The 24667-nt window shown below is 62.7% G+C and carries 22 protein-coding genes and 2 tRNA genes; 11 read left to right on the forward strand and 13 right to left on the reverse strand.

What is annotated here, in order from left to right; genetic code table 11:
* Nucleotides 1–170 precede the first annotated feature (170 nt).
* A complete protein-coding gene (mtnC, locus tag AAXE93_RS11905; protein WP_390131015.1) occupies nucleotides 171–920 on the reverse strand; it encodes an acireductone synthase in 750 nt (249 codons plus the stop codon).
* Nucleotides 920–1537: a methylthioribulose 1-phosphate dehydratase gene (gene mtnB, locus AAXE93_RS11910; RefSeq protein ID WP_390131016.1), complete on the reverse strand. Its 618-nt coding sequence runs from the start codon at nucleotides 1535–1537 to the stop codon at nucleotides 920–922. The genes mtnC and mtnB overlap by 1 nt, the downstream gene beginning before the upstream one ends.
* 50 nt (nucleotides 1538–1587) lie before the next feature.
* Here mtnB and mtnA point away from each other — a divergent pair, with 50 nt between their 5' ends.
* Entirely contained in the window at nucleotides 1588–2601 is a 1014-nt protein-coding gene (gene mtnA / locus AAXE93_RS11915; RefSeq protein ID WP_390131018.1) for an S-methyl-5-thioribose-1-phosphate isomerase, read from the forward strand.
* On the opposite strand, the gene AAXE93_RS11920 is transcribed toward mtnA, so the two are convergent.
* Together AAXE93_RS11920 and AAXE93_RS11925 are read right to left on the reverse strand one after the other, a co-directional pair.
* Entirely contained in the window at nucleotides 2592–3428 is an 837-nt protein-coding gene (locus AAXE93_RS11920) for a DNA-formamidopyrimidine glycosylase (protein WP_390131020.1), read from the reverse strand. The two genes, mtnA and AAXE93_RS11920, sit on opposite strands and share 10 nt — an antisense overlap.
* Before the next feature lie 5 nt (nucleotides 3429–3433).
* Complete coding sequence (locus AAXE93_RS11925) at nucleotides 3434–3643, reverse strand: photosystem I reaction center subunit IV (RefSeq protein WP_006851563.1); 210 nt, start codon at nucleotides 3641–3643, stop codon at nucleotides 3434–3436.
* 41 nt (nucleotides 3644–3684) lie between these two features.
* Here AAXE93_RS11925 and AAXE93_RS11930 point away from each other — a divergent pair, with 41 nt between their 5' ends.
* Entirely contained in the window at nucleotides 3685–4788 is a 1104-nt protein-coding gene (locus AAXE93_RS11930) for a hypothetical protein (RefSeq protein ID WP_115131698.1), read from the forward strand.
* A gap of 69 nt (nucleotides 4789–4857) precedes the next feature.
* On the forward strand, nucleotides 4858–6318 hold the full coding sequence (locus AAXE93_RS11935; RefSeq protein WP_390131062.1) for a RecQ family ATP-dependent DNA helicase: 1461 nt from the start codon (nucleotides 4858–4860) through the stop codon (nucleotides 6316–6318).
* A 6-nt stretch (nucleotides 6319–6324) separates the two neighbouring features.
* Here the strand turns inward: AAXE93_RS11935 and AAXE93_RS11940 are convergent, their stop codons facing one another.
* On the reverse strand, nucleotides 6325–7308 hold the full coding sequence (locus AAXE93_RS11940) for a LysM peptidoglycan-binding domain-containing protein (protein ID WP_390131023.1): 984 nt from the start codon (nucleotides 7306–7308) through the stop codon (nucleotides 6325–6327).
* Between the two features lie 99 nt (nucleotides 7309–7407).
* Entirely contained in the window at nucleotides 7408–8787 is a 1380-nt protein-coding gene (locus tag AAXE93_RS11945) for an aldehyde dehydrogenase family protein (RefSeq protein WP_390131025.1), read from the reverse strand.
* Nucleotides 8788–8841: 54 nt separating this feature from the next.
* Between AAXE93_RS11945 and AAXE93_RS11950 the strand changes: the two genes are divergently transcribed.
* The gene (locus AAXE93_RS11950; protein ID WP_390131027.1) at nucleotides 8842–10503 is read left to right on the forward strand and encodes an alpha-amylase family protein; all 1662 of its coding nucleotides are present in this window, start codon (nucleotides 8842–8844) and stop codon (nucleotides 10501–10503) included.
* Here the strand turns inward: AAXE93_RS11950 and AAXE93_RS11955 are convergent.
* Together AAXE93_RS11955 and glpK are read right to left on the reverse strand one after the other, a co-directional pair.
* Nucleotides 10446–12023: an FAD-dependent oxidoreductase gene (locus AAXE93_RS11955; RefSeq protein WP_390131064.1), complete on the reverse strand. Its 1578-nt coding sequence runs from the start codon at nucleotides 12021–12023 to the stop codon at nucleotides 10446–10448. The genes AAXE93_RS11950 and AAXE93_RS11955 overlap by 58 nt on opposite strands.
* Nucleotides 12016–13521, reverse strand: a complete 1506-nt coding sequence (gene glpK / locus AAXE93_RS11960) for a glycerol kinase GlpK (protein WP_390131029.1) — start codon at nucleotides 13519–13521, stop codon at nucleotides 12016–12018. The genes AAXE93_RS11955 and glpK overlap by 8 nt, the downstream gene beginning before the upstream one ends.
* 51 nt (nucleotides 13522–13572) lie before the next feature.
* Here glpK and AAXE93_RS11965 point away from each other — a divergent pair, with 51 nt between their 5' ends.
* Complete coding sequence (locus AAXE93_RS11965; RefSeq protein WP_390131031.1) at nucleotides 13573–15003, forward strand: glycoside hydrolase family 13 protein; 1431 nt, start codon at nucleotides 13573–13575, stop codon at nucleotides 15001–15003.
* A 31-nt stretch (nucleotides 15004–15034) separates the two neighbouring features.
* Here the strand turns inward: AAXE93_RS11965 and AAXE93_RS11970 are convergent.
* Nucleotides 15035–15106, reverse strand: a tRNA-Thr gene (locus AAXE93_RS11970).
* A gap of 9 nt (nucleotides 15107–15115) precedes the next feature.
* Nucleotides 15116–15197 (reverse strand) — tRNA-Tyr (locus tag AAXE93_RS11975).
* 84 nt (nucleotides 15198–15281) lie between these two features.
* Between AAXE93_RS11975 and aroQ the strand changes: the two genes are divergently transcribed.
* Complete coding sequence (aroQ, locus tag AAXE93_RS11980; protein ID WP_390131033.1) at nucleotides 15282–15722, forward strand: type II 3-dehydroquinate dehydratase; 441 nt, start codon at nucleotides 15282–15284, stop codon at nucleotides 15720–15722.
* On the forward strand, nucleotides 15719–16423 hold the full coding sequence (locus tag AAXE93_RS11985; RefSeq protein ID WP_390131035.1) for a tRNA-(ms[2]io[6]A)-hydroxylase: 705 nt from the start codon (nucleotides 15719–15721) through the stop codon (nucleotides 16421–16423). Before aroQ ends, AAXE93_RS11985 begins: the two co-directional genes overlap by 4 nt.
* Here the strand turns inward: AAXE93_RS11985 and AAXE93_RS11990 are convergent.
* Together AAXE93_RS11990 and AAXE93_RS11995 are read right to left on the reverse strand one after the other, a co-directional pair.
* Entirely contained in the window at nucleotides 16411–18087 is a 1677-nt protein-coding gene (locus AAXE93_RS11990; RefSeq protein WP_390131037.1) for a SulP family inorganic anion transporter, read from the reverse strand. The two genes, AAXE93_RS11985 and AAXE93_RS11990, sit on opposite strands and share 13 nt — an antisense overlap.
* A gap of 1 nt (nucleotide 18088) precedes the next feature.
* Nucleotides 18089–18490 carry a vitamin K epoxide reductase gene (locus AAXE93_RS11995; RefSeq protein WP_390131039.1) on the reverse strand — a complete coding sequence of 134 codons (402 nt, stop codon included), beginning with the start codon at nucleotides 18488–18490 and terminating at the stop codon, nucleotides 18089–18091.
* 125 nt (nucleotides 18491–18615) lie between these two features.
* Here AAXE93_RS11995 and AAXE93_RS12000 point away from each other — a divergent pair, with 125 nt between their 5' ends.
* Genes AAXE93_RS12000 through AAXE93_RS12015 form a run of 4 tightly spaced genes read left to right on the forward strand, consistent with a single transcriptional unit; the run spans nucleotide 18616 to nucleotide 23447 of the window.
* The gene (locus AAXE93_RS12000; protein WP_390131041.1) at nucleotides 18616–19602 is read left to right on the forward strand and encodes a DnaJ C-terminal domain-containing protein; all 987 of its coding nucleotides are present in this window, start codon (nucleotides 18616–18618) and stop codon (nucleotides 19600–19602) included.
* A 39-nt stretch (nucleotides 19603–19641) separates the two neighbouring features.
* On the forward strand, nucleotides 19642–20643 hold the full coding sequence (hemB, locus tag AAXE93_RS12005; RefSeq protein ID WP_226426132.1) for a porphobilinogen synthase: 1002 nt from the start codon (nucleotides 19642–19644) through the stop codon (nucleotides 20641–20643).
* Nucleotides 20644–20647: 4 nt separating this feature from the next.
* Nucleotides 20648–21046 carry a VOC family protein gene (locus AAXE93_RS12010; protein ID WP_390131044.1) on the forward strand — a complete coding sequence of 133 codons (399 nt, stop codon included), beginning with the start codon at nucleotides 20648–20650 and terminating at the stop codon, nucleotides 21044–21046.
* Nucleotides 21009–23447 carry an endonuclease MutS2 gene (locus AAXE93_RS12015; protein ID WP_390131046.1) on the forward strand — a complete coding sequence of 813 codons (2439 nt, stop codon included), beginning with the start codon at nucleotides 21009–21011 and terminating at the stop codon, nucleotides 23445–23447. The genes AAXE93_RS12010 and AAXE93_RS12015 overlap by 38 nt, the downstream gene beginning before the upstream one ends.
* A gap of 22 nt (nucleotides 23448–23469) precedes the next feature.
* On the opposite strand, the gene AAXE93_RS12020 is transcribed toward AAXE93_RS12015, so the two are convergent.
* Nucleotides 23470–24648 (reverse strand): ABC transporter ATP-binding protein, encoded by a 1179-nt coding sequence (locus AAXE93_RS12020; protein ID WP_390131048.1) that lies wholly within the window; start codon nucleotides 24646–24648, stop codon nucleotides 23470–23472.
* Nucleotides 24649–24667 lie beyond the last annotated feature (19 nt).

Genomic DNA, 24667 nt, shown 5'->3' on the forward strand with positions numbered 1-24667 from the left:
GTTGTGAAACGCATCAGCGGCGACGATATTTGGGGGGTAGCCCCCTGAGAAAATAGCTCGATGCCAGGTAAAACATTCTCCAAATAGGTTGATGATGTGCTGATTGCTGAAGCGATCACCATCACCACCCGCGAAGAAGCCACCTCAGCATGAGGTGGCTTTTTTGTTGGCTATTGATCTTCTGTTAGGTGAACACCAACCTCGCGGAGTGATTGAACCACCGTGTGATCCCGTGGGTCTCGGTCAGGGTTGCCGTCGCGAAGGCTGAAGAGGGTTTGCATCCCTGCCAAGCGAGCGGCGTCGCATTCGGCGCCGTTGTCACTCACAAACCAAATCTTGTTGGGCGAGCTGTGGAGCTGCTTGGCGATTGTTGTGTAGCTTTTCGTGGATTTTTTAGGGCCTGTATGGGTGTCAAACCAGTGGCTGAAAAGTTTTTCAAGGTCACCCGCAGGGCTGTGCCTGTAAAGCAGTTTTTGAGCTTGAATGCTGCCCGATGAATAGACAGACAACGTTAATCCTTGTTCGTGCCATTTTCGCAGGCATTCAGCCGATTCTGGGAACAGTTGAGATTTTAGGTCTCCGTTGTTATACCCGTGTTCCCAGATCTTTCCCTGTAGATCTTTTAGTGCTGTCGACTTTTTGTCGATGCTAATCAAGTGTTTCAGGTATTGAATTAATCCGTCCATCTCCTTTGTTTCCCCCTTTGCAACCTGCTGTTTTATCTGCATGCTTTCGGGAGATTGGTCATCCAGCCATTCCCTCTTGGCGGCTTGGATTGACTTGTTGTGAGGGCTCTTGACCCAGTGTTGTTTGATGTAGTGGCTCAGTTCTTGCTTGGCAAAGGGGAACAAAACGTCGCTGACAAAGCTCACTGGGCATGTTGTTCCCTCGATGTCGAGAAGAAGATGCTGTTGATTCATCATTGATCTCCAATCTGCATTTGGGTCAATCTCACCTTCAAGAGAAATTCCAGGATTTCCAGGTGTCGTTTGCTTGCATCCAGGTCAGCCCCCCACGCGTAAAGGCCGTGCCCGGCCACCAGAAACCCGTAGGGTGATGTTTCCAGCAAGGGTGCGGCGGCCTCGCCCAGCTCATCCATCGACTGACTGTTGCTGATCACGGGGATGGTGATGCTGCTGGCGTGGGTGTTGATTCCGATCAGGCCTTTCTGCATTTCCCAGCCCTCCAAGACAATCCCTCCTGTGTTTTCGTAATGGCGGGATAACACCGTTCCGGGAACGGAATGGGTGTGCAGTACAGCTCCAGCTTGGCTTGCTTCAACAATGCGCAGATGCAGCGCTGTTTCGGCACTGGCTTTTCCGTTGCCCGTCAAAACCTTGCCTTGCCCATCCACAACAATCAGCTGATCGGCATGCACCTGTCCCTTGTCCACACCACTGGGTGCCATGAGCAACTGCAAGGGCTGATGCTGTAGCACCATGCTGAAGTTCCCTCCGGTGCCATCGCACCAGCCGCGTTGGTGGATGCCTCGCATCACTTCGGTTAACCACTCGCGCTGGGTTTGGCTTGCGGTCACAGTCCGCTCATCCCTTCTTCTTCTATACAGGACACAGAGGCCGACGTGCATTGACGCTTCCCCCCAGTTGCCGCTGGACCGGAGACCACCTGGAGTTGCTGGACCAGCGACAACTTCCCGGTGCTGTTGCCTTCATGCAGTTGCACCGATGGCAGGACGTTGCTGAAGCGATTGCATCCATGGCTGTGCGCGGTGCCCCTGCCATTGGGATTGCGGCGGCCTGGGGTGTTGTGCTGGCTGCACGTTCCAGTGACGACCTCCCCACGGCAGTCCGAGGCCTGCGTGAATCACGGCCTACTGCCGTCAACCTCGGCTGGGCCCTCAATCGGATGGAGGCGGCCATGGCTTCCTCCACTTCGGTTGATGTTGAAGCACTCGCCGGTGCGGCCGCTGCGCTTCAGGACGAGGATCGTCGGCTGACCCAGCGATTGGTGGATCACGGCGTTTCCCTTTTATCCCAGGGCTGTCGGGTCTTGCACCACTGCCACACGGGTGCGATTGCCACGGGAGGCGTTGGAACCGCACTCGGTGTGATTGCAGCCGCCCATGCCCGTGGTCTTCTTCGTCATACCTGGCTGGATGAAACGCGTCCCCGCTTGCAAGGGGCTGCTCTTTCTGCCTGGGAGTTGGGCTGTCTCGGGGTGCCCTGCACCGTGATCGTCGACGGCGCCAGCGGGTTGCTGATGCGAAGGGGTGAGGTGGACGCCGTGATGGTGGGCTGTGACCGTGTCGCCGCCAATGGAGATGTTGCCAACAAGATCGGCACTTACAACCTGGCGCTCGTGGCCCGAGCCCATGGCATCCCGTTGTATGTCTGCGCACCTGGTAGCAGCATCGATCGAGCGACGGTCGATGGGGACGCGATCACCATCGAAGAACGCAATGCCGAGGAGATCACCCACGCGCGAGGTGTGGCAGTCGCGGCTCCTGGCGCCCAGGCCTGGAATCCCGCCTTCGACATCACGCCAGCCCACCTGGTGACAGGCTTCATCACCGAGTTCGGCGTGTTGCGTCCGCCGTATCGGGACGCTCTTTCTGCGCTTCCGTTGTCGAATCAGCTTTGACAGGTCGGGCACCAGTGGGTGCTTCGGCCCGACAACTTTTCCCTTTGAATTGGTGTTCCACAGCTGCGGCATGGTTCCCCTCCACGCCGGTAGACCAAGGCCTGGCCGCCGTAGTTGCCATTCACCCCCTCAAGATCGCGGAAATCACTGAAGGTGGTGCCACCGGCTCCAATGCTGATGGTCAGCACATTGACCAAGGCATCCCGCAACCTCTCCAGTTGCTTGAGATTCAGCTGCCCTGCGGGCGTGAAGGGGGCGATTCCTGATGCGAAAAGGGATTCATCCGCGTAGATGTTGCCTGCCCCGGCCACCAGGGCTTGATCCAACAGCGCTGTTTTAATCGGTCGGCTGCTGCCCTTGAGTTTCTTCTTCAGATAGCTGGCGGAGAAGTCGGCGCTGAAGGGTTCAGGCCCGAGTCGCGTCAAGCCTGTGATCACGTCTTCCATCGGTTGGCCAGGAGGAACCCACCACATTTCTCCGAAGCTGCGAACATCCACAAAGCGCAGCTCCTGCTCTTTCGAGTTCCAGAGGCGAACACGGGTGTGTTTGCACGGTTCTGAGGGCTGCTCATGCCATTGGAATTGCCCGGTCATGCGCAGATGAACACCCCAAAAACCGCCTTCGGGCTCAAGGGCTGCCATCAGATATTTCCCTCTGCGCTGCCACTGCCCCACCGTCGTTCCGCAGAGGCCAGCCACAAAGGCTTGGGGACCACCAGGGCTGGCAATCGCCCTTGGTCTGCAGACTTCGACCTGCGCAATTTTGAAGTCGATAAGACGGTCTGCCAGTCCCCGACGGACCGTCTCGACTTCAGGGAGTTCAGGCAACGGCCTCAGGCCGGCTCGAGTTCCGCTTCGGCGAAATTGTTGGTGTTGATGCCACCGTCAACGCCCTGCAGGCCGCTGTAGTTGACCTTCTCGAAGCGAACAACAACGGGGTAGCGGATTCCCGAGGTGTCGATGGAGGCAACGGTGCCAACTTCGTTGAACCAGTAGGACTCAGGACGCTTGATGCGCACCTTGGCGCCGCGGGTGATCGCCATTGCTGGGCATAAGGAGATGCAATCGGAGCGTATCTCGTGGAATGGATGGTGATGACCGCTGCGTCACAGAATGTCGTCCCTTCGTTGTCGGTATCCCTTTGACCAGTTCCATCGCTCTTGATCCAGATCCGTCGCTGCTTCAGCTGGATTTGCCGGACCCGGAGCAGGACGACATCAGCACGATGGAATTTCTGGCGCGCCTGGAACAGGCCTGGGCCGTCTGCGACCGCTTTGATCTCCAGACGGAGATCTGGCGCGGGCGCATTCTCCGCGCTGTGCGGGACAAGGAGAAGCGAGGCGGTGAAGGGCGGGGTGCCGGATTCCTGCAGTGGTTGCGGGAGCAGGAAATCAGCAAGACCCGCGCCTATGGCTTGATTCAGTTGGCGGAATCCGCCGACAGCATGCTCAGCGACGGCACCCTGGAGGAGAGCAGTGTCAATCAGTTCTCCAAGCGGGCCTTCATGGAAACCGCTCAGGCGGTTCCCGAAGTGCAGCTGATGATTTCCGAAGCTGCCAACGAGGGGCAGGAAATCACCCGCAAGCAGGTGCGCCGCCTTACCGATGAATTCACGGCGGCCACCAGCCCTTTGCTGCCGGAGGAAATTCGTCAGCGCACCCAGGAGAACCTGCTGCCACCCCGTGCGGTGGCCCCTCTGGTGCGGGAACTGGCCAAGCTTCCTGAGCCGCAGCAGGAAGATCTACGCAAGGTGCTCCGCGATGAGCCCGAACTTGACCGGATTAAGGATGTCACCAGCACAGCACGCTGGATCACCAAGGCAACCGAGTCGGGTGTTGCCGTGCGGGCTTTCCAGCAGGGGGAACTGGACCTGGACCGTGCCATGCAGGAGGCCCAGCGCTTGGATGCCCTCGGCCTGCTGGCTGATGCGGTGGGCCAGGCCCAGGCCCTTGAGTCGGCGGTGCTGAAGCTGCACACCTCCTGGCGGCGCTTGGGGGGGCTTCAGGAGCGGCTCTGGGTTGAAAGCGGAAGCAGCACGCCCTACCTGCGCGATGTGCTGAATGCTCTGCAGACTCTCAGCGGCGCCACATTGCGGGTGTCGTTGGGAGAGCTCGCGGGTGGCAAGCGGGTGCGGCTCCAGCTGGTGGAGGAGTCCCCCGATCAATTGGATCCGCCACCGCTGGCCTGACTCCAGATCTTGTGCTCGATAATCTGAAGCCTCCACATCTGGTGTGTTCTGGCTTCGCTCGAGCGTGCACTGCAGACCCACTTCGGCTGGGATGGCTTCCGCCCCGGGCAACGGCCCGTGGTGGATGCTGTGCTGGCTGGTCGGGACGCGCTGGCGGTGCTGCCCACCGGTGGCGGTAAGTCGCTCTGCTATCAGCTGCCGGCCTTGGTGCGCGAGGGCCTGGTGGTGGTGATCTCACCGTTGGTGGCGCTGATGGAGGACCAGGTGATGGCCCTGCAGCGACGGGGAATCGCTGCGGCTTGTCTGCATGCCGGACTCGAGCCAGCTCGACGACAGCAGGCCCTGGAGCAGCTGCAGGACGCCACGCTGAGACTCCTCTACATCGCGCCGGAACGACTTCAGGGTGAGCAGACCCGGCTGATGCTGGAACGTCATGCCCGGGAGGGCCGACTGGTGGCCCTGGCGGTGGATGAAGCCCATTGCATCAGTGCCTGGGGGCATGACTTCCGCCCCGATTACCGCCGCCTGGGTCAGATCCGCAGCCTCTGCCCGGGAGTGCCGATGCTGGCCCTCAGCGCGACGGCAGCCCCAAGGGTGCGGGCCGACATCATTCGCCTGCTGGATCTGCGTCGCCCGCTCGTGCAGGTGAGTTCAGCCCGCCGGGACAACCTGCACTACACGATGCAGCGGCGCCCCAGGGACCCCATGCCGCAGGTGTTGGAGGCACTGGAGATGTCCCGTGGTGCTGCGCTGATCTATGCCCGCACCCGTCGTTCGGTGGAGCAGTGGGCGGAACGTCTGACTGACCAAGGGGTTGCGGCAACGCCGTATCACGCCGGTCTGGATCCGGAGACCCGCCAGCAGGCTCTGAAGCTGTTTCTTGAGCACGAGCGGCCCGTCCTGGTGGCGACGGTGGCCTTCGGCATGGGCGTTGACCGTGGCGATGTGGGCCTGGTGCTTCATCTCGATTTGCCGGCCACACCTGAGGGCTATCTGCAGGAATCGGGCCGCGCCGGCAGAGACGGCAAGCCGGCCCATTGCCAGGTGCTGTTTTCGCCGGGTGATCGCACCAGCCTGGGCTGGGCCATGCGGGCCTCGACCCGGGGCAGCGATTCCCTGGAGGACCGTCGCCGCCTGGACCTGGCACAGCAGCAGCTGCGTCGCATGGAGGCTGTCGCTGAGGGTGAAATGTGCCGTGAACAGGCCTTGCTGCTGGCTGTCGGCGAGTTGGTGGGTCCCTGTGGTCGCTGCGATCGCTGCGTGGAGTCCCCCAAACGACGCGACTGGTCAGCTCAGGTGGAAATGCTCCTGGCCCATCTGGCCGAGCAGGACGGCACGGAGATGCGTCGCCTTGGAGAGCACCTGGCTCTGCATGAACCTGGACGCCATGACCGCTGGACCTGGTTGGCCCGTCGGCTCGTGCAAGAGGAGTTGATCCAGGAAAGCAACGACGGTGCACAGCGGCTTTATCTCCGCGAAAGCGGCCGGAGATTCCTGGATTCCCCCTGGCCGCTCGATTACGCCGCCTGATTCAGATCAGACCTTGACCTGACAACGGTCCTTCACCAGGTCTTTTTCGAAGCGGTTCTTCGGTGCTTCCCAGGTTTTCCAGCTCCCATCGGCACCGGTGGCATTGATCTTCTTGGCGGAACAGTTCACGGCCAGATAAAGCGCCTGCCCTTGGGCATTGAGGGTGGGCACCACTTGACTGCCACCCATGGCTTGCCAGTTGCCCCAGTCCACCTGGAGCGGGCCATAGGTGCGCCAGTCAGCCGATTTGGCCAGGGTCTGCTTGGGCTTGGCGGCCTCGACCGGCTTGGCCTTGACCACCGGTTTTTTGGCCTGAACCGGTTTCGTTTGGACAGCCTTGTTTTGGACGGGCTTGGCCTTGGCTTGAACCGGTTTCGTTGTTGCCGGCTGCGCCTGGGTGGTGATGGGTGTCTTAAAGGAGGGGTCGGTCAGGTAGAGGCGCGTGCCCACCTCCACTTTGTTGGGGTCACTCAGCTGGTTGATGCTGATCAGGCTGGCCACCGGCAGCTTGTAGGCCTTGGCGATCTGCGTGAGGGTCTGCCCTTTGGCAACGGTGTGTTCCGTGGCTCCCGGGATCGGGGTTACAGCCACCGGTTTGAAGGCCGGACGGGGCATCACGGCATTGCTGGGAAGGCGCAGGGTCTGGCCGACCTCAACGTGGTTGGCATTGCGCAGGTTGTTGAGGGCCATCAGGTCGCGACTGCGGACCTGGTATCGGCTGGCAATGCTGCTGAGGGTTTCCCCGCTGTTGACGCGATGGCGGCCCGAGCCTGCAGTCACGGTGGGGCCTGGCACCTGCAGGCGGCTCCCGGCTTGAACAAGGTCTGGATTGCGGATCCCATTCATCCGCATCAGCGTGCCGACGCTCACCCCATAACGGTTAGCGATATCGGAGAGTGTTTCGCCTGACCGCACCGTCACCGAGGCAGCCGTGGCTGACAGGGGGAACCAGGCCGTCAGCAGCAGGGCGGCAAGAGCGGTACGGCGCATTCGTCTCCGGCAGATGCCCGCAACATACGGTGCCTGAGGTAAAGCGCCAGCCCCCCAGAGCACCTGCTGCAGAAGGGATGTGCTGGTGATGCGTGGGCCTTATCCCGCCAGCCGCTTCAGCAGGTTGAGATCCACCTTGTAGGGCGGGTAGCGCAGCTTGAAATCAAAGCGGAAGGGGCGCTTGAGCACCGCCTTGTGGTGGCTGAACGTGTCGAAGCCGCTTTGGCCGTGGTAGCTGCCCATCCCGCTGGCACCGACGCCGCCGAAGGGCAGTTGTGGCACCCCGGCCTGCATCACAACATCGTTCAGGCAGACTCCGCCTGAGCTGGTGGTGGTGAGCACCTGCTGTTGCTGGGCCTCACTACCGCCGAACAGATACAGCGCCAGCGGTTTGGGGCCCTGGCGGATCTCCTGAAGGGCTGTGGTGAGGTCGTTCAGCACCAGCATAGGCAGGAGAGGTCCGAACAGTTCCTCGGCCATCAGCGGATCATTGCGGTCATCCACACGAATCACGGTGGGGGCGATGCGCCGCTGTTCCCGGCTGATTTCACCTCCGATCAGGATGCGCCCATCCGCTCTGGCGGACTCCAGCAGCTGCTCCAGCCGATTGAACTGGCGTTCATTGATGATCTGCCCCAGCTGATTCGAGTTGAGGGGATCGGAGCCATACATCTCCGTTCGGGCCTCCTCCATCGCCTTCAGCAGCGGTGAACGCAGGGCGGGTGGCACCAGCAGATGGTCTGGAGCGATGCAGGTCTGGCCTGCATTGATCCCCTTCCCCCAGATCAAGCGACGCGCCCCCACCGTGAGGTCGGCCCCCTCAAGAACGATGGCGGGGCTCTTGCCCCCCAGCTCCAGGGTCACCGGCGTGAGGTGTGCAGCGGCCCCCTCCAGCACCTTCCGGCCGATGCTGCCGCCACCGGTGAAAAAGATGTGGTCAAAGGGCATGGCCACCAGGTCGGCTGCGACGGCACCATCTCCCTGCACCACCTGCACCACCTCAAGCTCGAAGTGCTGAGGGATCAGCCGTGCAATCAGATCCGCGATGGCACTGGCGTGTTCCGAAGGCTTGAGCACGGCCGTGTTGCCAGCAGCCAGGGCACTGATCAAGGGCCGCAGCGTCAGTTGAAAGGGATAGTTCCAAGGTCCGATCACCAGAACGCACCCGAGTGGTTCCGGCACAACCTTGGCCTGGCCGGGGCGCAGTGAGAGAGGCACAGCCACGCGGCGCGGGCGCATCCACCGCTCCAGCTGCCGCCCAGTGAGCTTGAGCTCCTGTCGCAGGGCCACAAGCTCAAAAAAGGCTTCGGTGGGTGGTTTGCCGAGGTCGGCGGCGAGGGCCTCGAGTACCTCCGATTCGTGCTCCTCCACCAGGGCGGAGAGCCGTTGCAATTGCTCTCGACGCCAGGCCAAGGGACGGGTCAGCCCAGCTCCCACGAGCTCCTTCATCCGGCTCAGTTGCGTTTGGGTGAGGGCCACAGGGCTGACGATCAGGCCAGTCGGGTCTAGCAGTGGTGAATCTGCAACCGGGGGATGACCCCAGCGCTTCCGTGGTGGTCAGGGACGGTCATCTACCAGCTGATCGTTCGCAGCTATTCCGATGGGAATGGCGATGGCACCGGTGATTTCAAGGGGCTTGCGGCGCGGTTGCCATATCTGCGCTGGCTGGGGGTCAACACCCTCTGGCTGACTCCGATCTATCCCTCCCCCCTGCGGGACGGGGGCTACGACATCACCGATTTCACCGGAATCCATCCGGACCTGGGGGATCTCTCCTCCTTCCATCGGTTTCTCACGGCGGCCCACAGCCAGGGCATGCGCGTGATTTTGGACCTGGTGCTGAATCACACCAGTGACCTGCATCCCTGGTTCCAGCGGGCCCGCTGGGCTCCCAAGGGCAGTCCTGAGCGGGATGTGTACGTCTGGAGTGACGATCCCAAGCGCTACGCCGAGGCACCGGTTCTGTTCCGGCACTTCGAGGCTTCCAACTGGGAGTGGGATCCGGTTGCCGAGCAGTACTACCTCCACCGTTTTCTGCGTCATCAACCCGATCTCAATTACGAGAACCCCTGGGTGCAGGACACGATGATGGAGGTGGTCGACTTCTGGCTGGATCGCGGCGTTGATGGGTTCCGTTTGGATGCGGTTCCGTTCCTGTTCGAGTCAGAGGGCACCCGCTGCGAGGGGTTACCGGAGACCCACGCCTTCCTCAAGCGATTGCGGGAGCGGGTGGATGCCCATGGCCGTGACGTGCTCTTGCTGGGAGAGGCGATTCAGCCGGTGGAGGAGGCCGCTCCATACCTGGCGGATGACGAACTGCATGGAGCGTTCAACTTCGTTCTCACCGCCCATCTGTTTGCCGCCATTGCCAGTGGCCGCACCCAGCAGCTCGGGGAGTGCTTGATGCAGGCCGAGCAGGCGGTCTCTGGTGCTAGCTGGGCCCTGCCCCTGCGCAATCACGATGAACTCTGGTTGGGGGATGGCCATCTCATCAGTGACGAGGTGATTCAGACCATCCGGGTGGGCCTGCCCCAGGGACAGGGGCATTGGTTGAACTGGGGCATCAACCGACGCCTGGCTCCTCTTCTCAATGGCGACCCACGCTCCAACCGGTTGCTGCATGGGCTCCTCTACAGCCTTCCAGGGATGCCCTGCCTGTATTACGGCGATGAACTGGGCATGGGCGACTGGCCCGGTCTGCGAGACCGTGATCCAAACCGCACGCCGATGGCCTGGACGCCGGCCCGCAACGGTGGCTTCTCCACGGCCCCCGATCCGCTGTTGGTGCTGCCACCGATCACCGCTCCCGGTTACGACTACCGCGTGGTGAATGTGGAGGTGCAGAAGCAGCTGCCGGGGTCGCTGCTGAATTGGCACCGGCGCATGCTCACCTGCCGCCGGCTGCTGCCAGCTCTGCGGCATGGAAGCTTTCGGTTGTTGCACAGCCCCCACCCCGGAGTGCTGGTGTATCTCCGCTGCACCGAGGCGATGACGGTGCTCGTGGCCGCCAATGTCACCGCAGCCGGAGCCTCGCTCAGTCTGGATCTTTCGGAGTGGGCTGGTCAGCGCACCCGTGAGGTGATGTGGGGTTGTGAATTCCCCCCTGCTTCACCGGAGTGGTTTGTGAATCTTCCGCCCTATGGATTCAACTGGTGGTTGATCGGTGAAGTGGAGCCTGCCGCCACGCCGGCTTGATCCAGCAGGGCATCCACTTGGGGCCGGATTCGTTCGGCTTCGTTCAGGTCCACCATGGCCAGACGGCAGCGGCGGGCCAGCACATCGCTGCTGCTGCGGGCATGTTCCTGCTGGATGGCGTGCTCCAGCTCTGCGGTACAGAGGGGGATCACTGGGCTGAGCGGCTCGCGTCGGCTGGGTTCGGCACGTTCGACAAAGGCCACGGCCTCCAAGCCATAGGTGCTTTGGAGATGGGCGAGTTGAGCGGCCTTTAGAGCGGTGTCGGGCAGAAGGGCCTCGAGTTGGTGTTTCTGGCGTTTGAGGGCGTCCTGGGTGGCCTGCAGCGACTCCGCTGCACCCCGCAGCGGCATGGGTTCAGGCTTGGGCAGCGCCCGGCCGAGCTGGAGTTCCACCGCGGTCAGGGTGTCTTCAGCCATCGGCCGGCAGGTGGTCCATTTGCCTCCCATCACGCTCACCAGGCCGCAGGCCATGGTTTCCACCTCGTGCTCTCGGACCACACGGCTGCTGTCCATGCCCTGGTCCGCTGGCTTCAGCAGCGGTCGTCCCCCCGCCCATCGGCTGCTCACCTGCGGATGCAGGAGCTGGGGAAACCAATCACGCACGTAGTTGAGCAGGTAGGCCTCCTCCTCTGGAGAAGGGGATGTGGCGTTCTCCTTGGTGCAGGCTTCATCCGTTGTCCCCACCAGGGTGCGGCCGTGGAAGGGGAGCATGAACAGCACGCGTCCATCCGCGGTGGATGGCACCAGAAGCCCAAGCCCTTCCGGGCAGAGGTTCTGCTCCAGCACGATGTGGGCCCCACGGCTGGTGAGCAGCCTTGGGGGAGCATCAGCCTCCGCCATCTGGCGGATCTCATCCGCCCGGATGCCCGTGGCATTCACAAATGCTGAGGCGCGCCAGCGTTCCCGTTGGCCTGTGGCGGATTCACTGATGGCGGCCTTGAGCTGGCCTGTGCCGTCGGTCTCCAGCTCCACCACCCGGCAACGGGTGCGCAGTGTTGCCCCCCGTTGCTCGGCGGTGAGGGCCAACAGCAGGTTGAGGCGTGCATCGTCGAACTGCCCGTCGCTGTAGGCCACGCCGCCCTGACACGGCTTCAGCAGAGGCAGGGCCTGACGCATCTGCTGCTGGGACAGCAGTCGGCTGTGGCCGATGCTTCGCTGGCCGGCCAGAGCGTCGTACATCCCCAGACCAAGTCGGTAGTAGGCCTGTCCCCAGAGCTGTTGTGTGGGCAGGGCCAGCTCGAGTCGTTGGGCCAGGAACGGTGCCTGGGTCAACCAGTGGCTCCGTTCGAGCAGGGCTTCCCGCACCAGCCTCAGCTGGGCCAGGTCCAGAGTTTTAAAGGCCAGCTCCAGATAGCGCACCCCGCCATGGAGCAGCTTCGTGCTGCGGCAACTGGTGCCACCGCCGATGTCTCCGGCCTCGAGCAGGGCCACGCTCAGCCCCCGTCGTGTTGCCTCATAGGCCACGCTGGCACCGCTGGCACCGGCGCCGATGACCAGCAGGTCCACCTGGTGATCAGCCATGCCACCCCAGGCTTCTGGAGACGGCGTCTTGCCAGCGTGTGCGCCAGCGGTCGCGCTGGGATGCATCCATCTGCGGGTGGAACAGTTCCGCTCCGTCCCTCCGTGCGCTCGCGAGCTGCTCCAGGTCGCCGATCACCCCAGCCTGGAGGCCTGCGAACAGCGCCACCCCCCGGGCGGTGCTCTCGAGGCTGGCGGGTCGCCGCACCGTCAGACCGGTGCAATCCGCCTGCGCCTGCAGCAGAGGATCGGAGGCCGCGGCGCCACCATCCACCGCCAGTTCACCCAGGCCGCTCCCGAGGGCCTGTTCGGCAAGCTCCACCAACGTCGCTACCGACAGGGCGATCCCCTCAAGTGCAGCGCGGGCGATGTGACCGCGTCCGCTGTCACGGGTGAGGCCCACCAGAACACCGCGTGCCTGGGGATCCCAGTGCGGTGTCCCCCAGCCGGTGAAGGCGGGCACGAGCATCACCCCCCCTGAATCCGGAACCGAACGCGCCAGTTCGTTCACCTGGGGGGCTTGATCAATGATCTGCAGCCCATCCCGGAGCCACTGAATGACGGTGCCGGCGTTGAACAGACTTCCCTCAAGGCAGAAGCTGGGTGTTCCAGCGGCATCCGTCCAGCCGAGGGTGCTGAGCAGCCCTGCATCTGAGCGGCGGACGACATCGCCGGTGTTGATCACCAGAAAAGCCCCCGTGCCGTAGGTGCACTTCCCTTCTCCGGGCTGCAGACAGAGCTGGCCCAGGGTGGCGGCCTGTTGGTCGCCGAGCATGGCCTGGATCGGCAAGCCTGCAAAGGGAAGGTCCGCAGCCATGCGCCCGAATTCTCCGCGGCAGGGCAGCAGTTCGGGCAGCGCGCTGGCGGGTAGCCCTGTGGGCTCTCGGAAGTCATCCACCCAGTGCTGCTGCTCCAGGTCCATCAGCAGCGTTCGGCTGGCATTGCTCATGTCACTGCCGTGGCGCTGGCCGCCGGTGAGTTGCCAGAGCAGCCAACTTTCCACCGTGCCGAAACAGAGGTCATCGCTGGCCGCAGCAGCCTGGGCGTCGTCGTAGTGGTCGAGCATCCAGCGGATCTTGCTGGCACTGAAGTAGGGGTCGAGCAGCAAGCCCGTGCGCCGGCACCACTCCTGCTCCAGTCCCTGCTGCTTCCAGGCCTCGCAGATGGCGGCGGTGCGGCCGTCCTGCCAGACAAGGGCCGGTCCGCAGGGGAGGCCACTGCTGCGGCGCCACAGCACGGTGGTTTCCCGTTGGTTGGTGATGCCGCAGCTCACCACCGCTTTGCGCTGCCCCTCACTGAGCTTCGAATTGAGCTGCACCAGGGCCTGCCGCTGGCTGGTCCAGATCTCGATCGGGTCCTGTTCCACCCATCCATCGGCGGGGTAGGAAATCGGCAGCGGTGCACTGGCGCTGAGCACCAGATCCCCTGAGCTGCTGAACAGCGCGGCTCTGGAGCTGCTGGTGCCCTGATCGAGGGCCAGAAGGAGAGGCTGTTCAGCCATGGCCAAGGTCTTTCTCTCCTGCTAGCCAGGAGATGGCTGACTGCAAAGGTTTTGGCAGCGACCACGCCGTTTCGCGATCCCCCCGCCTGGGTGGCGGACGCGGTGATCTATCAAATCTTTCCCGACCGTTTCCGCCGCAGTGGCCGCGTCGATGCGCAGCGCCATCTCGCTCTGAAGCCCTGGGGTGCGGACCCTTGCGAGGAGGGATTCCAGGGCGGGGATCTCTACGGCGTCATCGATGCTCTCGATCGGCTCCAAGCCATGGGCATCACCTGCCTCTATCTCACGCCGATCTTCAGCTCAGCCGCCAACCATCGTTATCACGCCTACGACTATTTCGAGGTGGATCCCCTGCTGGGGGGCAATGCAGCACTTACGGACCTGATCGATGCCGTGCATCAGCGCGGCATGAGGTTGGTTCTGGATGGGGTGTTCAACCACTGCGGCCGCGGCTTTTGGGCCTTTCACCACGTGGTGGAAAACGGTGCGGATTCGCCGTACCGGGATTGGTTCCATGTGCACCGTTGGCCCCTGCAGCCCTATTCCGCCCCTGACGAGGACTGCGGTTACGACGGTTGGTGGGCCTTGCCGGATCTGCCCAAGTTCAACCATGCCAATCCCGGGGTTCGGGAGCATCTGCTGGCGGTGGGCCGTCACTGGCTCGAGCAGGGGATTGACGGCTGGCGTCTCGACGTCCCTGCCGAGGTGCCGGCGGACTTCTGGGTTGAGTTCCGGCAGATGGTGCGGGCCACCAACCCGGAGGCCTGGATTGTTGGCGAGGTGTGGGGTGATGCGACCCCCTGGCTGCAGGGCGACCACTTCGATGGCGCGATGAATTACCGGTTGGGATGGAGCAGCCTTTGCTGGGCCGCCGCTGAAGCGTTGCGGCGGGACTACCGCAATTCCGACTATCCCCTCGACCCCCTGGACGGGCAGGCTTTGTTGACCATCTGGACGACAACAACGCGTTCCTACCGGGAGGTGGTGAACAGGGCCCAGATGAATCTGCTCGACAGCCATGACGTGCCCCGGGCCCTTCACAGCCTCAACAACGACGTGGCGGCCCTGAAGCTGGCCCTGCTGCTGCTCTTCCTTCATCAGGGAGCGCCATGCATTTATTACGGCACGGAAGCTGCCCTCGCGGGTGGCCCTGAACCGGGGCCCTCCAGCGGTCCTGGACCGGCCTGCCGTGAGGCTTACCCCTGGGACGTTCCCTGGAGTGCTGATCTGCGCTCCTTCATCCAGTCCCTCGCAGAACTCCGCTCTAACCATGGGGTCTTGCGCAGAGAAGGTCTGCGCTGGTCAGCCCCAGGGGCTGACGTGCTGGAGGGCGTTGCGGATGGACTGCGGGTCGTGATCAACCGCAGTCGTTCCAACTCGGTGCCCCTAACCATCGAGTCGGGACAAGTCCTCCTATGGACGCTGGGAAATGTTGATAACCAAAGTGTCAGCCCGCAGTCGGCAGCTGTTCTGGGGTCTTAACCCCTCTCCCCCGGTGCCGAGGGGAGCAAGAAGCCCTTGTCGAGACTTGAACTCGAGACCTCTCCCTTACCAAGGGAGTGCTCTACCGCTGAGCTACAAGGGCATGTGGGGATGGGCCGGGTTGGATTTGAACCAACGTAGGCAGAGCCAGCGGATTTACAGTCCGCCCCCATTAACCACTCGGGCACCGACCCGAACCACACCGCAAGAACTTACCAGTCGGTGTGTCCTTCCCCACGATCTCGATACGATCTGCCGAACTGAACCGATCTCCAGCCATGCACGTACTGCTGCTGAACGGTCCGAATCTGAACCTGTTGGGCCAGCGTGAGCCGGGGATCTATGGCCATTCCTCCCTGGCGGACATCGAGGCGGCGCTGACCCGGGAGGCGGAGCAGGAATCAGTGCAGCTGGACTGTTTTCAAAGCAATTTCGAAGGTGCCCTGGTGGACCGGATTCACCAGGCCATGGGCCGCTGCGATGGAATCTTGATCAACGCCGGGGCCTACACCCACACGTCCATCGCCATTCGCGATGCCCTGGCTGGTGTCGCGATCCCCTATGTGGAATTGCACCTCAGCAACACCCATGCCAGGGAAAAGTTCCGCCATCACTCGTTTCTGGCTGAGCGTGCTGTGGGTGTGATCTGCGGCTTCGGACCCGCCAGCTACAGCCTTGCCTTGAACGGATTGCTCAGCCATCTGCGCCGGAACGCATGACCAGCACTGCTCCAGCACAAACTGTTCCCTCCAAGACAGCTCCCACTAAGGCAGTTCCTTCCAAGGCAGTGGCGTCAATCCGCTGGTTGGCTGCGCCCACCAGCTGGAGCTGGGTGGAGCAGGCCAATGCCAGGCCGATGGAGGTGCTGATCGATCACGCCCACTGCGAACGCAAGGCTGCCGGGGCTGCGGTTCAGATGATGTTCCGCTACCTCTGCGAACCGGGTCTGGGTGAAGCCCTCAGCCCTCTGGCGCGGGAAGAGCTGGAGCACTTTGAGCACGTGCTGGCGTTGATCAAGGCCAGGGGGCGCTACCTGGAACCGCTGCCTTCCCCGGGCTATGGCGCTGATCTGGCCCGGCAGATCCGTAAAGGTGAGCCGCAGAGAATGCTCGACTCCTTTCTGGTGGCGGGTCTGATCGAAGCCCGCAGCCATGAGCGCATGGCCCTGCTGGCGGAGCACAGCCCGGATCCTCAGTTGCGGGAGCTTTACAGCGATCTGTTGGCGAGTGAAGCCCGCCACTTCGGTCTGTACTGGGTGTTGTGTGAGCAGCGCTATCCGCGGGAGCTGATCGTTGAGCGCCTCGAAGTGCTGGCCCTCGCCGAAGTGAAGGCGCTGGAAGGGGAGTTGGCACGCCCTGAAGACGTGCGGATGCATTCCTGTGGTGTGGATGCCACACAGATCAGCAGTCAGATCAGCTGAGCCGCCTCCTGCAAGGCCTCCAGCCTGGATGGCCGAAGCACCCCCTCCACGCCAAATTGCCGCAGCCGTTGTTCGAGGGTGTGGTTGGCTCCGGCGATCAACAGGATGCGGCCCGCCGATCGTGCTTCCTCCACCATGCGCTCGATGGCCAGGGTTGCGGTGACACCGATGCGGGACACATCGGTGAGGTCAAGGATCAGAACCCTGTAGCTCTGGATCAAGCCCATTCGGGCACTGATGCCCTTGGCGGCGCCAAAACTCAGAGGGCCGCGCAAACGAAACAGCATCAAGGCCTTGCCGCAGCGCAGGATCAGGCCTTCCTCCTCCGGGGAAAGATTGGCGTGCAGTGCATCCCTGGCATCGGAGGGGTTGTCCTCTTCCATCCCTTCCAATTGGGACCGCGTGATCGCATCAACGGTCAACAGGTTGGCCACGAACATCCCGACCAAAACGCCCCAGATCAGGTCCCAGAACACCGTCATCAACAGCACGGCGTACATCAGCGCGGCTGTTTTCGCCGACAGGCGATGGGCGCGGAGCAGAAAGCCCCAATCGATGATGTCGAGGCCGACTTTGATCAGGATTCCCGCCAACAGCGCCGTGGGAATCTGTGCCGCAAGGGGGCCTGCCCCCAGCAGCACAAGCAGCAGCACCAGGGAATGGGTCATGCCCGACCAGGGCGTCTGACCACCGGATTTGATGTTGATCACCGTTCGCATGGTGGCTCCGGCACCGGGAAGGCCTGAGAGAAACCCGGCTGCTGTGTTGGCGATGCCCTGGCCGATCAGCTCACGGTTGGAGTCGTGGTTGGTTTGGGTGATGTTGTCGGCTACCAGGGAGGTGAGCAACGAGTCGATCGCCCCGAGCAGGGCGAGAACCATGCCGGCTTTCACCAGCTCCGGCAGGTGCTGACTGAAATCGGGAACCACCAGTTGCAAGCCCCCCTCCGGGATTGCTCCGATCCGGGCGATGGGTTCAAGGCCCAGCTCCAGCAGTCGGTTGTCGTTGAAAAGCAGCAGCGACAACGGCGTCACGATCAGCAGCGCCAGCAGAGGCGTTGGCACCCATTGACGGATCCGCAGGGGGGTCAGAAACACCACAGCGAGTGTCATCAATCCAACGGCGAGCGCAGCTGGATTCCAGCTGGGGGCCTCGATCAGCGAACTCAGGGACGCAACCACGCCGCCCCCGGTGCTCACCCCGATGAAGGGTCCAAGTTGCAGCACAAGGATGATGAAACCGATCCCCGACATGAAGCCGGAGACCACCGAGTAGGGCACCAGGGTGATGAAGCGCCCCAGCCGCAGCACCCCGAGCAGGGTTTCGAACACACCACCGATCACCACAGCGGCCATCACCAACGGCAGCATCTCGCCGGCATCGAGATCACGACCGATGCCGATGGCGGCCAGGCTGGAGACGATCCCTGCCACGGTGACGCTCATGGGTCCGGTGGGTCCGCTCACCTGGGCGGGAGTTCCCCCGAGCAAGGCCGCCAGGAATCCGGTCACGATGGCGCCATACAGGCCGTAGATGGCGCCGCCTGGCCCCAGGGCCGCATTGCCGAAGGCCAGGGCAAGTGGCAGCGCAACCACGGCGGCCGTCAATCCTCCGAGAAGGTCGCCTCGGATGTTGCGTTGATGCAGGCCGTGAATCAGTGCCATCTCAGTTCAGACCACTCCAGCGGCTCAGGGCTTCCAGGGACTGAACTCCCACTTTTCGGCGCCCATCGGGGAGAACCCAGGTGGGATAAGCCCGGATCTCTGCGGCGTTGCAGGCTTCGGCTTGCTCCGGCAGCTGCTTCGGCTTGCGGCATTCCACATAGATCACGTCCGCTCCGGCCTGTTTGCCGAACAGGTTCATCTGCTTGAAGCAGGCTGGGCAGGTCCAGGCGCCGTAAAACTTGGCCCCCATTGACTTCAGATGCTGCGTCAGTTCGAGGGCCTGGTGGCTTGAGTCGTGCAGGGGCTCTCCGAGCGTGCTGGCCCAGGGAGCGGCCGAACCAGGCGGGCCACCAACAGCTCCACCAGCTGCGACCAGCACGGATGCCAGCAGGGATGAAGCCATGCTCCTCATGCTGATGCAGTGGTTGGCCTGAAGCTAGGTCGCATTCAGGCGTTCGGGCTTCCCTCCATGCGGAAGCAACAACGCAAGCCCTGCTGCGGTGAAACTGGGATTACCACTGGATTGGTATGGCAGGCAGCGGATACAAGGACTATTTCCAGGTGCTCGGTGTTGATCGCAGCGCTGATGCCAATGCCATCAAGAAAGCCTTTCGCAGCCTGGCGCGCCAATATCACCCTGACGTCAACCCTGGTGATGCCCAGGCTGAAGCGCGGTTCAAGGAGATCAGTGAGGCCTACGAAGTCCTCTCCGACCCCGAGAAACGGCGTCGTTATGAGCAATTCGGCCAGTACTGGAACCAGGCCGGGGGCATGGGCGGGGGAGCCTCACCCGGCATGGACGTCGACTTCGGTCGCTACGGCAATTTCGACGATTTCATCAACGACCTGTTGGGCCGTTTCGGTGGTCCAGGCGGCGGTGGCTTCCAAGGGGGTGGTTTCCCTGGGGGCGGATTTCCCGGCGGGGGATTCGCAGGGGGCGGATTCCCGCGTGGTGGCCAGGCTTCACGCCCTCCGGTGAATCTCGATGCCGAAGCATCGGTGAATGTGACCTTTTCAGAGGCCTTTCGCGGTGGTGAACGCAGCCTCTCGGTGAACAACGAGCGCGTTCAGGTGCGCATTCCTGCTGGAGTGAAGAACGGCTCACGGTTGCGGTTGAAGGGCAAGGGCAACCTGCAACCGGGAACCGGACGGCGGGGCGATCTCTACCTCAACCTCAAGATTCAGGACCACCCGATCTGGCGCCTGGAGTCGGATCAGCTGCGGGCCGATCTCCCCGTCAGCCTCGATGAACTGGCCCTTGGAGGCATGGTCTCGGTGATGACGCCCGATGGTGAGGCCCAGGTGAGCATTCCGGCCGGCACCGCCCCGGGCCGCAGTCTGAGGCTGAAGGGCAAGGGCTGGCCGTCGAAGACTGGTCGCGGTGATCTCCTGCTCACGCTGACGCTGGCCATGCCTGCCTCGTGGAGTGAGGAGGAGCGTCGATTGTTGGAGCAACTGCGTGCCAACCGCACGGCCCATCCACGTCAAGAGTGGCTTCGTTCGGCGGCCCTCTGATCGGGTGACCCTTACGATCACACCTTGTGTTTGGGTCTGATGGAGCTCACCTACCGCCCCCGTCGTCTTCGGCGTACGCCCGCCCTACGCGCCATGGTGCGTGAGCACAGCCTCTCGGCTGCAGATTTCATCTATCCCCTCTTTGTGCATGAAGGCGCTGAGGTGGAGCCGATTGGTGCCATGCCTGGCGCCAGCCGTTGGAGCCTTGCGGCCCTCACCGGCGAAGTGCAGCGTGCCTACGACCTTGGGGTGCGTTGCATCGTTCTCTTCCCCAAGGTGTCTGAGGGACTGAAGACCGAAGACGGGGCTGAGTGCTTCAACGCCAATGGCCTGATTCCACGGGCGATCCGCCAGATCAAGGAAGCCATCCCCGAGATGGCGATCATGACCGACGTCGCCCTGGATCCCTATTCCTGCGATGGTCATGACGGGATCGTCAGCCAGGACGGCGTGGTCCTCAACGATGAAACGATTGAACTGCTCTGCAAGCAGGCCGTTGTGCAGGCTGAAGCGGGCGCTGATCTGATCGGTCCTAGCGACATGATGGACGGCAGGGTCGGTGCCATCCGGGAAGCCCTCGACGACGAAGGCTTCGAACATGTGGGCATCATCAGCTACACGGCGAAGTACTCCTCCGCGTACTACGGCCCCTTCCGTGAGGCCCTCGATTCCGCTCCCCGTGCCGCCGGCAGCAAGCCGATCCCCAAAAATAAAGACACTTATCAGATGGATCCCGCCAATGCTCGGGAAGCCATCACCGAAGCCCAGCTCGATGAGCAGGAGGGCGCCGACATCATGATGGTGAAGCCAGGTTTGGCTTATCTCGACATCATCCACCGACTGCGCGAAGAGTCAGAACTCCCCATTGCTGCCTACAACGTGAGTGGTGAGTATTCGATGGTGAAGGCCGCGGCGGAGCGGGGCTGGATCGATGAAAAGGCCGTTGTGCTGGAGACGTTGCTGAGCTTCAAGCGCGCCGGTGCTGATCTGATCCTCACGTACCACGCCTGCGATGCAGCGGCTTGGTTGAAGGAGGCTTGATCCGATGGCAATAGCCGATCAACCCAAAGGTGTGGATCGTCTCGGTCACGTTGCGATCCGTGTTGAGAACGTCGATCGGGCTGTTGCCTTCTACACCGATCTGGGCATGCGTCTGGTCTGGCGTGCCAACGACTGGTGCTATCTGGAAGCCGGGGAAGGTCGCGATGGACTCGCCTTGTTAGGCCCGGATTACAAAGCCGCTGGCCCACATTTCGCCTTCCATTTCCGCGATCGTGCGGAGGTGGATGTGATTCACGATCGTCTCAAAGCGCAGGGTGTGCACGTTGGTGCCGTCCATGACCACCGCGACGGCACGGCGTCTTTTTATTTGAAAGACCCGGAAGGCAACTGGCTCGAAATGCTTTATGAACCCCCCGGTGGCATCCCCTCCAACTGCAGCTGACTTGAGTCAAGGGGCGGACCGGGCTCAGCAGGAAACCCTTGAACTGCTGGAGTGGCATCGGGTCTGTGACCATCTCAGCGGCTTTGCCAGCACCGGCATGGGCCGTGATGCGGCCCGGGTTCAACCGCTGCCCGCCAGCCTGGAGGAGTCGAAACAGTGCCTAGCCGAGACGGTTGAAATGGCGGTGCTCGATGACCTCACTGAGGGGGGGCTCAGCTTCCGCGGTGTGCAGAATATCGAGCCCGTTGTGCTGCGCTGCAGCAAGGGAGGCGTGGCCTCCGGAGAAGAGCTGCTGGCCGTGGCGGAAACGTTGGCAGCGGCCCGTCGGCTGCGCCGTCAGATCGACGATCCCGAGCTGCGCCCTGTGTGCACCGCGTTGATTGAAACGATGGTGACGCTGCCGGAGTTGGAGCAGCGGCTCAAATTTGCGCTCGAAGAGGGCGGCCGCGTCGCTGATCGCGCCAGCTCGGCGTTGTCGGCTCTGCGGCATCAATGGAACGGTCTGCGCCAGGAACGTCGCGACAAACTTCAGGAGCTGCTGCGGCGCCTGGCCCCATCCCTGCAGGACAGTGTGATCGCCGAGCGTCATGGCCGTCCGGTACTGGCGGTGAAGGCTGGTGCGGTGAGCCAGGTGCCGGGTCAGGTGCACGACAGTTCGGCCTCAGGCAGCACCCTCTTTGTTGAACCCCGCTCGGTGCTCACCATGGGCAACAAGCTGGCGGAGCTGGAGTCCCGCATCCGGGATGAGGAACGCAAGGTGTTGGCGGAGCTGAGTGCTCTGGTGGCTGAAGAGGCGTCCGCCCTCAACCAGGTGGTGGCCGTGCTGCGCGCGCTTGATCTTGCGCTGGCCCGTGGGCGTTACGGCCGCTGGCTTGGTGGCGTTGAGCCTCAGCTTGAGGCGGCAGCGGAGGCTCCGTTTCGCTTTTCAGGTCTGCGACACCCACTCTTGGTGTGGCAGCACAAACGGGCCGAGGGGCCGCCCGTGGTTCCCATCTCGGTGGAGGTGTCGCCGGAGCTGCGGGTGGTGGCGATCACCGGGCCGAACACCGGTGGCAAAACGGTCACCCTGAAAAGCATTGGCCTCGCTGCATTGATGGCACGCGCCGGCATGCTTTTGCCCTGTTCGGGGCAACCCTCCCTGCCCTGGTGTGCCCAGGTGCTGGCGGACATAGGAGATGAGCAATCCCTCCAGCAGAGCTTGTCCACCTTCAGTGGTCATGTGAAGCGCATCGGGCGCATTCTTGAGGCGCTGCAGCGCGGTGGTTCTCCAGCCCTGGTGCTCCTGGATGAGGTGGGTGCTGGAACGGATCCCAGCGAGGGAACGGCCCTGGCCACGGCTCTGCTCAAGGCTCTTGCGGATCGGGCTCGGCTCACGATTGCCACCACCCACTTCGGTGAACTCAAGGCCCTCAAATACGACGACGCTCGTTTTGAGAATGCCTCTGTTGCTTTCAATCCTGAGACCTTGTCCCCCACCTATGAATTGCTGTGGGGAATTCCAGGACGCAGCAATGCACTGGCAATCGCGACGCGCCTTGGGCTCGATTCGGATGTGCTTCACCAGGCCCAGCAGCTTCTGGCCCCAGGGGGTGATGGTGAGGTGAACAGTGTGATCCGTGGCTTGGAGGAGCAACGGCAGCGCCAGCAGGCCGCGGCAGAAGACGCTGCAGCACTCCTGGCACGCACGGAGCTGCTGCACGAGGAGTTGCTGCAGCGCTGGCAGAAGCAAAAGCAGCAGACCGCGCAACGCCAGGAGCAGGGCCGTCAACGCTTGGAGCAGTCGATCCGCCAGGGCCAGAAAGAAGTTCGCACGCTGATTCGCCGTCTGCGGGATGAGCGCGCGGATGGGGAAACCGCGCGAAAGGCTGGGCAACGGTTACGCAGCTTGGAAGACCATCACCGCCCAACCCCTGAACGGCGTGCACCCAAGCCGGGTTGGCGTCCGTCAGTGGGGGATCGCGTGCGCTTGCTCGCCCTCGGCAAGGCTGCAGATGTGTTGGCCATCACCGATGACGGCCTTCAGCTGACGGTTCGTTGTGGGGTGATGCGCACCACGGTGGATCTGGCGGCGGTGGAAAGCCTGGATGGGCGTAAGCCGGAGCCGCCTCCAAAGCCGGTGGTGAAGGTGCAAGCCCGTTCCGTCGGAGGCGGCGGTGCGCAGGTGCGCACCAGTCGCAACACCCTTGATGTGCGTGGCATGCGGGTGCATGAGGCCGAAGCGGCGGTTGAGGAATGCTTGCGCAGTGCCAATGGGCCGGTTTGGGTGATCCACGGCATCGGCACGGGCAAGCTCAAGCGCGGCCTGCGCGCCTGGCTGGACACGGTGCCCTATGTGGAACGGGTGACCGATGCCGAGCAGGGGGACGGCGGACCGGGCTGCAGCGTTGTTTGGGTGCGCTGAGCTGGTTCAGGCGCTTCAGTGGCTAACGGATCGCTTCACCATCCGCATCAAACAACCGCCAGCCTGTGGGGTCAGGGTCGAGGTGGATGGCATCGCCGGCAGTGATGTTGATCTCCGTTGAAGCTCTGACCTGGATGAGTTGATCACCATCCAGGAGCCGACAGGTAAGGATCTGCTCATTGCCCAGACGCTCGCAATGGCTCACCTCGGCTTCGAGATTCCGGTTCGTTGCCGGTGCCAGATGCCAGTTTTCAGGCCTCAATCCTGCGCTGAGGTGTTGGCCTTCTCGTTGAAGTAAAGGCTCGACCATTGCGCCTTCAACCTGAATGCGCTTGTTCCCCAGCATCAGAGTTGCATTGGGCCCCACCGTGACGGGCAAAAGGCTCATCGCTGGGCTGCCAATGAACTGGGCCACAAAGATGTTGGAGGGCCATCTGTACAACTCCATGGGGCTCCCGAGCTGCTGCAGGCGCCCCTGGTTCAACACAGCGATGCGGTCCCCCATGGTCATCGCTTCCACCTGGTCGTGGGTCACATAAACCGTCGTTGTTCCCAGTTCTCGCTGTAGCTCAACGATTCTTTGGCGCGTGCTCGTTCTGAGTTTGGCGTCGAGATTGCTCAGCGGTTCATCCATCAAAAACACCTCGGGATTGCGCGCCATGGCGCGTCCGAGGGCGACCCGTTGTTTCTGTCCGCCGGACAGTTCCTTTGGCCTCCGATCGAGCAATTCTGTGAGTTCCAGAGATCTGGCAACGGTGTTCACCCGGGCTTCGATTTGTTCTTCTCTGACTGACCGCACCCTCAGTGGTTTCGGTAAGGCGCGCGTGGCTCGAAAGGCTTGATCTTGGATGCGCTGGACTGTTGATCTAGCCTGACTTCTGCGCAGTCCGAAGCTGAGGTTGTCCCGCACGCTGAGATGCGGGTAGAGCGCATAGCTCTGGAACACCATGGCGACGTTGCGGCGCGCTGGCGGCACATCGCTGATGGGCCGGGACCCGATTCTGATTTCGCCGCTGGTGGGGCTGTCGAGACCAGCGAGCAGTCGCAGCAAGGTGCTTTTGCCGCACCCCGAGGGACCGACCAGCACCAAAAACTCGCCATTGTTGATCGTCAGATTCAACTGACGAATCACCTCCACGGGATCACCGCCGCCGCGTCCTGGGAAGGTCTTGCTGAGGTCTTCGAAACGGACGCCGGCCAACGACAGAGCTGCAGCGGCT

This window comes from Synechococcus sp. HIMB2401, assembly GCF_042883245.1.
In the GTDB taxonomy this organism is placed as follows: Bacteria; Cyanobacteriota; Cyanobacteriia; order PCC-6307; family Cyanobiaceae; genus Parasynechococcus.